We start from the raw sequence: 12,446 nt of genomic DNA on the forward strand, positions 1-12,446 counted from the left end.
TCCATAGCCTGAAAAACGCGAGGAAACCCGGCTAATTTACTGTATCACTCGGATCAAGATAGCCACTATACGAGTCGGAATTTCAGGCCGTTACTGTGGATGTATCCGTTAAAGCAAAGCCTGAGTCGCACTGGGGATGGCTGGGATACTAGCCCGATGGAGTGTTTTTTAGAAGTTTGAAAACGGAGTGGGTGTCGGATAATGAATACGTGAATTTTAGAAAGCCAGCATAGCGATAACGAATTATATTTTGGGGTATGACAGCCCGTTCAGACTTCATCAATATAGTTATTAGGAATTAACTGATTCAAGTCGGTAATCGATAAGCCTCTTGTGATCCTACCTGGTTCTGAAATACCTCGAATACACATCACATTTCTGAAAAAAACATTTATAGGAATATTCCTACAATAAGTTCTATAAAGTATTAGTTTAATTTTCATTATGTTTATTAACTCCTTTAATTGTAGGGGTTTATATTCAGAATGTCAGAAATGTCTTATACATCAGTATGATGTTGTATTTTTTTTCGAAACATATATTGTTACCTTTTGTTACATATAACTCGTTGGTATTAGACGGCTAACGTTTTTACACTGCTCGAACGGGTAGTTAATTGATATGCCAATGCGTGTGAAAAATACCTGCCTGATACTGTTTCATGCCATCCAATGATTGAATAGGGATATCTACAAAGCGTTTTTACTTTAATACGCGCTGAGTTGATCAGTGAGCGGTGAATGTTGTGCCGTGTCATGTCGATTATTTCTATTCATTTTATTAGGAATGGATTTCCTTAATTCTCTTCCCTAACAAGGAATGTCGATGTCTTCTTCAAGCTTTCAAAATGAAATACCCAAAGCACGCATTAATATTAAGTTAGACCTACATACTGGCGGCGCTCAAAAGAAAATGGAGTTGCCTCTGAAATTGTTGGTAATGGGGGATTACAGCAACGGTCAGGAACAGCGCCCGCTGTCTGAGCGTGAGAAGCTCAATATCAACAAAAACAATTTTAACAGTGTTTTGGCGGAATTCCACCCGAGCCTGAAACTCGCAGTACCTGATACCCTGGCTGACGATAACACCGATACCGCTGTTGCCCTGACTTTCCGTGAAATGAAAGATTTTGAACCGGAAAACGTGGCTCGCCAAATCCCGCAACTGCGTGCCTTGCTGGCAATGCGTAACCTGCTGCGTGACCTCAAATCCAATCTGCTGGACAACGCCACTTTCCGCCGTGAGCTGGAAAACATCCTTAAAGACGAGGCTCTGAGCGATGAGCTGCGTGCTGAACTGGCGGCATTGGCCCCCAAAGACTGTTAATCGCCGGATTGGCTGCTTGTAGAAAGAAGAAAAGGAATATGCTGATGTCTGTACAGGAAAATATTGCGCAGGGTACTGCGACGAACGTATTAGAGAAAAACCTTCCCGTAGCCCAAGGGGTTTACGCCTCTTTATTTGAAAAAATCAACCTGAGCCCAGTCTCCTCATTGACCGGTCTGGATGCTTTCCAAAACAACGATACCATGGCGGATGCCACGACTGATGAGCGTGTCACCGCTGCCGTCAGTGTCTTTTTAGACCTGCTGAAACAGTCGTCCAAAAAAGTGGAAAAACTGAATAAAACCTTGCTGGATAGCCACATTGCGGCGCTGGATGATCAAATTAGTCGCCAGTTGGATGCGGTGATGCATCACCCTGATTTCCAGCGTGTTGAGTCCACGTGGCGTGAAATCCCTTATTGATCAAACCGATTTCCGTCAAAACGTGCGTATCGAACTGCTGGATATCAGTAAAGATCATCTGGTGCAGGATTTTGAAGATGCGCCAGAAATCGTGCAAAGCGGGTTATACGCTCATACCTATATTCAGGAATACGATACCCCCGGTGGTGAGCCAATTGCCGCGGCTATCTCCAACTACGAGTTCAACCGTGGCCCGCAGGATATCGCGTTATTGCGCAATATCTCCAAAGTGGCGGCGGCGGCTCATATGCCATTTATTGGTTCAGTTGGCCCCGAGTTCTTTGGTAAAGAAAGCATGGAAGAAGTGGCGGCGATTAAAGATATCGCTAACTATTTCGATCGCGCCGAATACATCAAGTGGAAAGCTTTCCGCGACTCGGATGATTCCCGCTATATCGGCCTGACCATGCCGCGCGTGCTGGGACGCCTACCTTACGGCCCAGACACCGTACCGGTACGCAGCTTTAACTATGTTGAGCAGGTAAAAGGCCCGGATCACGACCGTTACTTGTGGACCAACGCCTCGTTTGCCTTTGCCGCTAATATGGTGAAAAGCTTCATCAAAAATGGCTGGTGTGTACAGATCCGTGGCCCGCAGGCCGGTGGCGCAGTCACCAATCTGCCGATCCACCTGTACGATTTGGGTACCGGTAATCAGGTCAAAATCCCATCAGAAGTGATGATCCCGGAAACGCGTGAATTTGAATTTGCCAATCTGGGCTTTATTCCGCTGTCGTACTACAAAAACCGTGATTACTCATGCTTCTTCTCGGCTAACTCTACGCAGAAGCCGGCGCTGTATGACACTGCCGATGCCACTGCCAACAGCCGCATTAATGCCCGCTTGCCTTACATCTTCTTGCTGTCACGTATTGCGCATTACCTGAAGCTGATCCAGCGCGAGAACATCGGCACTACCAAAGACCGCCGTCTGTTGGAGCTGGAGCTGAATAACTGGATCCGTGGGCTAGTCACTGAAATGACTGATCCAGGTGATGATTTGCAGGCTTCCCATCCGTTGCGTGATGCGAAAGTCACGGTGGAAGATATCGAAGACAACCCTGGTTTCTTCCGCGTGAAGCTGTATGCCGTGCCGCACTTCCAGGTTGAAGGCATGGATGTGAATCTGTCATTAGTTTCCCAGATGCCGAAGGCTAAGGCATAAACGGAGATACGATGAAAATTTATCGTCCGTTATGGAACGAGGGGGCTTTGCTGTCCCCTCAGCAGTTCCAACAACAATCAGAATGGGAAACTTTTAGAAGTGCTGGTGTGTCAGCATTGGCCTCCCCGTTCCCGTGGGGGACGGAAAAGATAGAGTTTGACGACAGTTTACTTTCGTCTGGGCTTATACAAATCCGGCATCTTCGGCTCTGGCTTCCTGATGGCACTCTGATTGATACGCTAAATAGTGATTTATCCCCCGCAGCCCGAGAGCTGAACGCTGAACAACTCGTTGGTCAAGAATCCGTGACCGTTGTTATTGCGCTGCCGTTGATGCAAACGGGGATGTCTAATGTACAGCAGGAGACATCGACGACTGAGCGTCCTCTACGTTACCGCGAAGGATGGGTTACGGTTCCTGATGTCTTTGGTCCTGAAGAAGAATCTATGGCAGTGGCGCATTTTAATCTGTCTGTCCGTTATCAACATGAAAATAATGAGTCGTGGAAGACCTGCGCGGTGACTCGTTTAGTTCGTGATGGGCAGGGGGGATGGCGTCAGGATCCTACATTCATTCCTCCGATGGCGCTTTTCTCAGCCAGTTTCGCTTTACGTGAACGTCTGGTTTTGCTAAATCGTCAATTACGGTCACGCCGCCAGCGTCTGATGTCGATGCGTCGTGAGAGTAACGAACGCCTAGCTGATTTCGCCGTGGCGGATGTTTCCCTCTTTTGGCTGCTCAATGCTCTCAACTCTCATGCTCGTGTTCTGACTGAATATGAACGTTTTCCCGCTCGTCATCCTGAGCAGGTATGGGCTGAATTAGCTCGTCTGGCAGGCAGTATGCTGACCTTCTCCCTCGACAGCGACCTTGACGCGATACCTGGGTATGATCATGCAGAACCAGGAAATACCTTCCCGCCATTGTTTGATCTCATCACGAATCTCTTAGAAGCCAGTTTGCCATCTAGGGTAATAGCTTTGGAAATGTCACGTCCTGATGAGCAAACATGGAAAGCATCCTTACACGATGCTCGTTTACGTGAAGACGCTGATTTTTATCTGTCTGTTCGTTCCGATATTCCTGCCTGGCAAATTGCTGATCGATTCCCCGCGCTTTGTAAAGCCGGCTCCCCAGATGAAGTGAATGAGATCTACAGTGCGGCACTCAACGGCATTCCATTGATTGCGGTTAGTCGAGTCCCTGCTGCATTGCCCGTACGTCTGGAAAATCAGTATTTCGCACTCGACATGGAAAGTGTGGCTGCCCGAGACATGCTTGATCAAGGCGTATGCATGTTCTATGTCCCGTCTCTGCTAGGTTCTCTGGAACTTGAATTATTTGCGGTGTTGCGTTCATGAGACAAGAAATCGATATTGACCAATTAATGACGGAAACCTGGCTAACGGTCACCTTGCTGCGCCATGGTGCTGTCACGCCTGATGGTAATGCGCTTTATCAAAATTGTCTAAAGCAGGTTGAGAATGTTCGTGACGCGCTGAAAAAAGCGGGATACGACGACGCCAGTATTGAGCATATATCTTATGCGCAGTGTGCTTTGCTTGATGAAACAGTGATGAGTCGTAAATCAGTGGGTACAAACGACAGTGGGGCTATCAGTGCTGACGAGGGGCAGCGTGCTTGGCGAACTGCTCCACTTCAGGCACGTTTTTTTGGTTCGTTACATGCGGGTGAAGCAATTTGGGATCGTATTGCTGAAGTGCTACGTCAACCTACGCCTATCACTGCGGTATTGACGTGCTATCACCGAGTGCTTTCTCTCGGTTTTCAGGGGTTGTACAGCGTGAAAACGGTTAGCCAGACCCAGAGAGATGAAACGCTGAAAGCCCTGAACGAACGCGTTTCACCACCGGATATCGGTTTATCCCTGATAGTCCACAAAACCGGCAGTCGTCGTTACAGCCTGCTACGCTCGGTTTGGTTTTGGGTCATCTTTGCTGTCGTGCTAACGGTGGGCGTCTGGTGGGGAGGTCATCACTGGTTGCAAACGTTGTTGTCTGCTCAGATGCCGGAGTTGCGCCAATAATGCGTAAAACAGCCATCGTCTCTAGGGTGTTTCACGTACTCATCAGTGCCATTGTGCTGTTATGGCTGATGTGGAACTTCTTCCCGATTGCAATTTGGGTCAAAGCCCTGCTCACGCTAGTGATTGTTATGATCGCCTGCGTGCTTGTATGGCGTCGTCTGGGTGCAACCGATACCCTCACCACATCAGATTTACCGCTCATTGAAAACCAGAGCCCTGTGGTGTTGGTATGTGGTGATAGACTGGATGTGCTATTTCCCGACTTACCGCTGAGAAATACCGGGCAGGGTTGCTGGCTTCGCGTCGGCGATGTTGTTGCACTCAGCGATGTTGTGCACAACATCCAGGTACAACAGCCCCATCAAGTGGGGCAACTTTCAATCATGTACGTCTGTTTGCCGGATCAGCATCAGGATAAGGCCGTTCTGCGGGCATCGCTGAAAGCACTGCGTCAGCAGGTTAAACATTTAAAGTCGATGACAGGTTTGCAATTACCCGTGGTGCTGAACTGTCAGTTTTCAGGGCCTGAAACGCCATGGAATATTGTGCATGGCAGCGGCACTATTGTATGCCCAACAGATGAAGCCCCCGTTTCATTGCAAGAATGGCAATTAACATCAGCCAGCTTGACGACTTTTCCAATTCTCAGTCAGGCATTCACCTTCATCCGTGAAATCTTACTGGATGAGTTGGCGAAAACTGACAGTCTTTATCTTCCGGTACACCCTTTTGCTGTTGTACTGAAAACAGGTCATCAGATCGGAGAAAATAGTTCTCTTTGGGCTCACTGGCTCTATCGCCGAACATGCCTTCACCTCCCTAAAACTCAGATGAACTTAGTCACGTCAGAACGTTTTCCTGATGCGGTGCTACCACTGTTATCGCCTTATGCCTTGCCAGTACAAGGCGGGCGCTCCTCTCGCCATCTGGTGCGCTTTCTTATGTTCTGCGTACTGGCGGCAGTCGGGTTTTCTATTGCTAATAATAGGAGCCTGATCCAGCAGGTTGGGGCAGATTTACAGCGCTGGCGAGCCATCCCAATGGATCATTATGTCCCCAAATCGCAAGCACTTGCTGTTCTTCAACAAGATGCCTTGTTGCTTGAACGTTGGCAACGGCAAGGCGAACCGCTGCGATACAGTTTGGGGCTATATCCTGGACAACGTTTGTGGTTAGCCGTTCAACAGGCAATTGATACCTACATTCCCCCGCCGTCTGCTCTGGCTCCTATGGATGAACAAGCACCGAAGACCGTTCGCCTTGATAGCCTATCACTGTTTGATGTGGGCAAATTTCAGCTTAAGTCTGGCAGTACAAAAATGCTGGTCGACGCGTTGTTCAATATCAGAGCTAAACCAGGCTGGTTGATTGTGGTTGCCGGACATACCGACATTACCGGTGATGCGCAGTCCAACCAAATTCTGTCGCTTAAGCGCGCCGAAGCGTTACGGGACTGGATGCTGTCAACCAGCGACGTTTCGCCGACCTGTTTTGCCGTACAGGGCTACGGGGCAACGCGGCCCATCGCAAGTAACGATACGGCGGAAGGCCGCATGGCTAACCGTCGGGTCGAAATCAGTCTGGTGCCGCAGGCTGATGCCTGTCAGGTACCAGACGTAAAAACAGCGTCACAGGATGAAAGTGACGTATCAACTCAAGAAATGGAGAAGTAACCCATGGCAATTCCAGTATATCTGTGGCTGAAAGACGATGGCGGTGCGGACATTAAAGGTTCCGTAGATGTTAAAGATCGTGAAGGCAGCATTGAGATCGTGGCACAGGACCATAACCTGTACATCCCAACTGATAACAATACCGGCAAATTGACCGGTACCCGTATTCATACTCCTTTCGTTTTCACCAAAGAAATCGATGCGTCTACTCCTTATCTGTACAAGGCTGTGACCACCGGTCAGACGCTGAAAACCGCCGAGTTCAAATGGTATCGCATATATGACGCTGGCCAGGAAGTTGAATATTTCAACACCAAACTGGAAAACGTCAAAGTGGTTAAAGTCGCGCCGAAAATGCACGACGTGAAAGATCCGGCGAAAGAGAAGCACAACCACTTGGAACTGGTGGAACTGCGCTACGAAAAAATCACCTGGACCTTCAAAGACGGCAACATCATTCATTCCGATTCTTGGAACGAACGCGCTACCGCATAGTTACCTGTCATTCTTCGCGCCGCAGGTGCGTTGGCTACGTTCGCTCACCCTGGTCACAGAGTTATCTCTGCTCCCTGGGCCTCGTTCACTTGCCGCCTGCCTGCCACACGAATTATTTAGGGTAACCCCGTAAGTAGGCGGTTCGCCGCCTGCTTTTTTGTGTTTTTAGCTGAGTATCGGTGCATAGGTATTCCGCTAAACGCATACACATTTTATCAGATGACCTTATGGGCCTCGGTTTCCTTATTTAGGATATGGCTATGGGCGGTAGCGTGCCTGACAGGGTAAATGACACACAAGGAAGAATTTATGACAACGCATTCAGCACACTTATTACGTCGGTTAAATCCCTATTGCGCGCAGGCTCTGGCCGGTGCGGCAACCCTGTGTCAAACCCGCGCCCATGCCGAGATAACCGTTGAACATTGGTTGTTGAAACTGTTAGAGCAGGGCGAAGGTGATATTACAGTGATTGCCCGGCGTTATGAGTGGGATATGGACAGCCTGTGGCAGGGATTATTGGCCCATCTGGACACCTTGCCGCGCACGGTGCAAGGTAAACCTCAGCTCTCAGTCGCATTACAGCAATTGATCAAAAGTGCCTGGTTGGATGCCTCGTTGCAGGAAAACGCGGATGCAGTACGTTCCTCCCATCTGCTGGCGGCCCTGATAAATACACCGTCATTATTGGTTGCCGATGCGGCTTGGCCATTACTCAGCTTGAGCACAACGCAACTACTGCGCTTACTACCGCTGCTGGACAACCAATCCGACGAGCGCCCTGAACTTCAGCAAGCGGCGGCGCTGGCAGACAACCCGGTCAATTTGACCGATGAGGCAGCGACCACTACCTCTGCCAGCGGTCAGACACAATTGAACGATGCTCTGCAAGCGGCGCTGGATAAATTTACCCTTGATGTCACCGCCAAAGCGAAAACTGGGCAGATTGACCCGATTTTTGGCCGTGACACCGAGATCCGCCAGATGGTCGATATCCTGTCGCGCCGCCGTAAAAATAACCCGATTCTGGTGGGTGAACCGGGCGTCGGTAAAACCGCCTTGGTTGAAGGGCTGGCACTGCGTATTGCCGAAGGTAACGTACCGGACAGCCTGAAAACCGTCAGTCTGCGCACCCTGGATTTGGGCCTGTTGCAAGCCGGGGCTGGGGTCAAAGGTGAGTTCGAACAGCGGTTGAAAAATGTTATCGAGGCGGTACAACAATCGCCAACACCGGTGCTGCTGTTTATCGACGAAGCCCACACTATAATCGGTGCCGGTAATCAGGCCGGTGGCGCAGATGCGGCCAACTTGCTGAAACCGGCACTGGCCCGTGGCGAGCTGCGCACTATCGCGGCCACCACCTGGTCGGAATACAAGCAGTATTTTGAGCGCGATGCGGCACTGGAACGCCGTTTCCAGATGGTGAAAGTCGATGAGCCGGACGACGCCAAAGCCAGCTTGATGCTGCGCGGCTTAAAAGGCCGCTACGCCCAGCACCACGGCGTGCACATTTTAGATTCTGCGATCATTGCTGCGGTTACTTTGTCGCGGCGCTTCCTGACCGGTCGTCAACTGCCGGATAAAGCGGTGGATCTGCTCGATACGGCCGGTGCCCGGGTGCGCATGAGTATCGACACGCTACCCGAAGCGCTGATGGAAATTAACGCCGAACTGGCTGCATTGGCGATGGAGCAACAGGCCATCGAACAAGATTTGCTCCTGCTGCCGAATATCGGTTCAACGCGCTTATCTGAGATTGATCAACGCCGCGCAGAACTGGTGATTGAGCAACAGCAGCTTGCACAGCAATATCAGGAAGAGAAACGACTGACTTCACTTATCGTCGAAGCGCGTCAAGATATCGCTAACGTGGCGGATCTGGTCACGCTGCAGGAAGAATTAAGCCAGATTCAGGGGAATACGCCGCTGCTGTCGCTGGATGTTGATGTTCGCACAGTGGCGACAGTTATCGCTGACTGGACGGGCGTGCCGCTGAGTAGCCTGCTGAAAGATGAACAGACCGATTTGTTGCAGCTAGAAAATCACCTCTCTACCCGGGTGGTCGGTCAGGATGTGGCGCTGGTTGAAATGGCGCAACGCCTGCGCGCCGCCAAAACCGGGCTGACCTCCGAAAATGGTCCTCTGGGCGTGTTCCTGCTGGTCGGGCCGAGTGGGGTGGGTAAAACCGAAACCGCGCTGGCGTTGGCCGATACACTGTTCGGCGGTGAAAAATCGCTGGTCACCATCAACATGTCCGAATATCAGGAGGCGCACACCGTCTCCCAACTGAAAGGTTCGCCACCGGGCTATGTCGGCTATGGTCAGGGTGGCATTTTGACCGAAGCGGTGCGCAAGCGCCCGTACAGCGTGGTGCTGCTTGACGAAGTTGAGAAAGCGCACGCCGATGTCATTAACCTGTTCTATCAGGTGTTTGACCGTGGTTTTATGCGCGACGGCGAAGGGCGCGAAATCGATTTTCGTAACACTGTCATCCTGATGACGGCCAACTTGGGCAGTGACCCTCTGATGCAGTTATTGGATGAACAACCGGAAGCGACCTATAGCGATCTGCATGAGCTGCTGCGCCCAATCCTGCGCGACCACTTCCAGCCAGCGCTATTAGCCCGCTTCCAGACCCTGATCTACCGGCCACTGGGCGCCATCGCATTGCGAACCATCGTCGAGATGAAACTGGCGCAGGTCGCTAAACGCCTGAACAAACATTACGGCCTGCACTGCACGATTGAGGAAAGCCTGTACGACACGCTGGTCGCCGCCTGCCTGTTGCCGGACACCGGTGCGCGTAACATCGACAGCCTGCTGAATCAGCAGATTTTACCGGTATTAAGCCAGCAACTGCTGGGTCGCATGAGCGAGCAACAGCGCACTACGTCGCTGACATTGGGCTGGGATGAAGCCGAAGGGATCACGCTGGAGTTTGGTGATGGAGGAGCGAGAGATGAGTAATTCGATATTGAGTGGGGTAGCCAGTCAGTTAAGGCAAGCTCAGGGACAGTCCCGTTACCATGTGGATGTACATGACTGTCCGCACTTCTTGGACGTACTCAGTTTTCATGCCGAAGAGTCTTTCAGCCGCCCATGGCAATATAACGTCTCACTCACTTGCAGTGAGTCTGATATTGCCTGTGACACGTTGCTGCTTAAACCCGGCTCTTTTACTTTCCAAACCCCCGTATTTCAGGGGGGGGCTGCGGTGCCAGAGCGTACCATCTATGGTGTGGTGCAATCTTTTCGCCGCCTCTCTACCTCGGAAGATGAAACTCGCTATTCACTGACGCTAGTACCTCGAATTGCACTGTTGAAGCACACGAAAAACAATGAGGTTTACCTTAACCAATCCGTGACTGAAGTCGTGGAACAGGTCCTGCGTAAGCACGGTTTTGAAGGCCCAGACTTTGAGTTCCGCCTGTCACAGGAATACCCCGCGCGCGAACTCATTACTCAATGGCGTGAAAGTGACTTGGAGTTTGTGCAACGACTACTAGCAGAAGTTGGCATTTACTGGCGTTTTGAAATGGACAATCGTGTTGAACAGGACGTCGTGATATTTCAGGATTCTCAGGAGCAATACCAGTTCGGTGTCCGTCTTCCGCTACGAAACCCCGCAGGTATGAGCGACAGTGGGCAGGAAAGTCTTTGGGATATCCAAACCACCTACAACGTGGTGAGCGAGAGCGTCGCGACTCGTGACTATAACTATCGTGAGGCGCTCATCCCACAGGACAGTGCTGAAAGTATCAGTCGTTCAGAAGGTATTACAACAGGCGAAGTCTACCATTATGCGGAACCGTTCCTGTCAGAAGGTGATGTGCAGAGCACAGAAACGGGGGCGTTTTATGCCCGATTGCGCCATGAACGTATCCTTAACGGCCAGTTGACTGTTAGTGGACGTTCAACCAGCCCACTGTTATCCCCCGGCCAGGTATTGGAAACGGATGGCGCACTACCGGAAGGTTTAAAAGACGGTATTGTCGTGACGACAGTACGCAGCCATGGTTCACGTAAAAGCAGCTTCCGGTTGGAGTTTGAGGGTATTCCATACAGTGAAACAGTTTGTTATCGCCCCGCACTACTTAACCGCCCGATCATTTCTGGCTCTCTTCCTGCCAGAGTAGAAAGCACCGAGAAAGGCGACACCTATGCTTGGCTCGATAGTCAAGGCCGCTATCGCGTGAAGCTAGATTTCGACCGCAATAGTACAGAGCAGGGGTACGCCTATTTATGGTTGCGTATGGCAAAACCCTATGCTGGTGACACGTACGGTTGGCATGCTCCATTGCTTGATGGAACCGAAGTGTCAGTGGTGTTCGACAGCGGCGATCCGGATAGACCTTATATTGCCTACGCACAGCACGATTCTGAATATCCTGACCATGTCACCAGTGATAACCACACACGTAACATTTGGCGAACCCCAGCGAATAACAAACTCAGGATGGAGGATCTTCGTCAGCAGGAACACATTAAACTTGCAACGGAGTTTGGTAAGAGTCAGCTGAACATGGGGCATATGGTCAATGCGCAACGTGAAAAGCGTGGCAGTGGGTTTGAACTGCGCACTGACGAATTCGGTGCCGTCCGTGCAGCCAAAGGTCTTTTCCTGACCGCTGATGATCAGTTGAAAGCTCAAGGTGAAGTACTGGAAATGGCACCGGCCGTTAGCCTGATTAACCAAGCTAATAGCGAAATGCAGGCACTGAATTCGGCTGCTGAACAGGCAGGTGCACTTGTTGCGGATATTCAGACTCAACTCAATTTGGTCAAAGATCGCTTGTCAGGTTTGCAGTCAGCCGTTGTCTTGGCGAGTGCGCCGCTGGGGATTGCTGTCACTTCCGGTGAGCATCTACAGCTGGCTAGCACGCGTAATACTATGATAAATGCAGGGCAGCACCTCGATATTGGCGCAATGAAGAACCTCTCCGTTTCCGTCGAAAAGGCGCTGGGACTGTTTGTACATAAAGAGGGGGCGAAATTGGTGGCTAATCAGGGCGATATTGAGATTCAGGCGCAGCACAACACCATGGCACTCTTCGCCAAGCAGCAGGTTACGATTACCAGCAGTGAGGATGAAATCATCATCACAACCCCCAAAACGCTGACGCTAAACGGTGGTGGGTCATATCTGAAATTGAGCCAGAGCGGGATAGAGCATGGTTCGTCAGGGGATTATATTGTGAAGGCGGCGAATTATCTGGTGCCAGGTTCTGGTAGCAGTCTGCCTTTCGAAACCCCAGACTTTAAACAGACCGACGTCACGGTCACTACTAAAAATTCTGCCAAATGGGCCTGCGATTAAC

7 protein-coding genes and 2 pseudogenes are annotated in these 12,446 nt (G+C 50.6%); all 9 read left to right on the forward strand.

Translation table 11 applies throughout. The annotated features are described in order from the left end of the window. Positions 1-18: 18 nt before the first annotated feature. Positions 19-289: pseudogene (locus ACF3VQ_RS03275) on the forward strand (IS3 family transposase); the annotation flags it as partial. Positions 290-825: 536 nt separating this feature from the next. After that, positions 826-1,326, forward strand: coding sequence for a type VI secretion system contractile sheath small subunit (gene tssB, locus ACF3VQ_RS03280; protein WP_392433387.1), 501 nt, complete (start codon positions 826-828; stop codon positions 1,324-1,326). A 38-nt stretch (positions 1,327-1,364) separates the two neighbouring features. Further along, a pseudogene (gene tssC / locus ACF3VQ_RS03285) lies at positions 1,365-2,913 on the forward strand (type VI secretion system contractile sheath large subunit). Between the two features lie 11 nt (positions 2,914-2,924). Continuing rightward, positions 2,925-4,274: a type VI secretion system baseplate subunit TssK gene (gene tssK, locus ACF3VQ_RS03290; protein WP_392433388.1), complete on the forward strand. Its 1,350-nt coding sequence runs from the start codon at positions 2,925-2,927 to the stop codon at positions 4,272-4,274. Continuing rightward, the gene (gene tssL / locus ACF3VQ_RS03295; protein WP_392433389.1) at positions 4,271-4,960 is read left to right on the forward strand and encodes a type VI secretion system protein TssL, short form; all 690 of its coding nucleotides are present in this window, start codon (positions 4,271-4,273) and stop codon (positions 4,958-4,960) included. Before tssK ends, tssL begins: the two co-directional genes overlap by 4 nt. After that, positions 4,960-6,633, forward strand: coding sequence for an OmpA family protein (locus ACF3VQ_RS03300; protein ID WP_392433390.1), 1,674 nt, complete (start codon positions 4,960-4,962; stop codon positions 6,631-6,633). Before tssL ends, ACF3VQ_RS03300 begins: the two co-directional genes overlap by 1 nt. A gap of 3 nt (positions 6,634-6,636) precedes the next feature. After that, the gene (locus tag ACF3VQ_RS03305; RefSeq protein WP_392433391.1) at positions 6,637-7,128 is read left to right on the forward strand and encodes an Hcp family type VI secretion system effector; all 492 of its coding nucleotides are present in this window, start codon (positions 6,637-6,639) and stop codon (positions 7,126-7,128) included. A 309-nt stretch (positions 7,129-7,437) separates the two neighbouring features. Further along, on the forward strand, positions 7,438-10,095 hold the full coding sequence (gene tssH / locus ACF3VQ_RS03310) for a type VI secretion system ATPase TssH (RefSeq protein WP_392433392.1): 2,658 nt from the start codon (positions 7,438-7,440) through the stop codon (positions 10,093-10,095). After that, positions 10,088-12,445, forward strand: coding sequence for a type VI secretion system Vgr family protein (locus tag ACF3VQ_RS03315; protein ID WP_392433393.1), 2,358 nt, complete (start codon positions 10,088-10,090; stop codon positions 12,443-12,445). The genes tssH and ACF3VQ_RS03315 overlap by 8 nt, the downstream gene beginning before the upstream one ends. Position 12,446: the final 1 nt, after the last annotated feature.

The sequence above is a fragment of the Yersinia fenwicki genome, from assembly GCF_043099325.1.
Classification (GTDB): domain Bacteria; phylum Pseudomonadota; class Gammaproteobacteria; order Enterobacterales; family Enterobacteriaceae; genus Yersinia.

Coding starts and splice junctions, on each gene's coding strand:
- tssB (WP_392433387.1), top strand. CDS start 826: ATGTCTTCTTCAAGCTTTCAAAATGAAATACCCAAAGCACGCATTAAT.
- tssK (WP_392433388.1), top strand. CDS start 2,925: ATGAAAATTTATCGTCCGTTATGGAACGAGGGGGCTTTGCTGTCCCCT.
- tssL (WP_392433389.1), top strand. CDS start 4,271: ATGAGACAAGAAATCGATATTGACCAATTAATGACGGAAACCTGGCTA.
- ACF3VQ_RS03300 (WP_392433390.1), top strand. CDS start 4,960: ATGCGTAAAACAGCCATCGTCTCTAGGGTGTTTCACGTACTCATCAGT.
- ACF3VQ_RS03305 (WP_392433391.1), top strand. CDS start 6,637: ATGGCAATTCCAGTATATCTGTGGCTGAAAGACGATGGCGGTGCGGAC.
- tssH (WP_392433392.1), top strand. CDS start 7,438: ATGACAACGCATTCAGCACACTTATTACGTCGGTTAAATCCCTATTGC.
- ACF3VQ_RS03315 (WP_392433393.1), top strand. CDS start 10,088: ATGAGTAATTCGATATTGAGTGGGGTAGCCAGTCAGTTAAGGCAAGCT.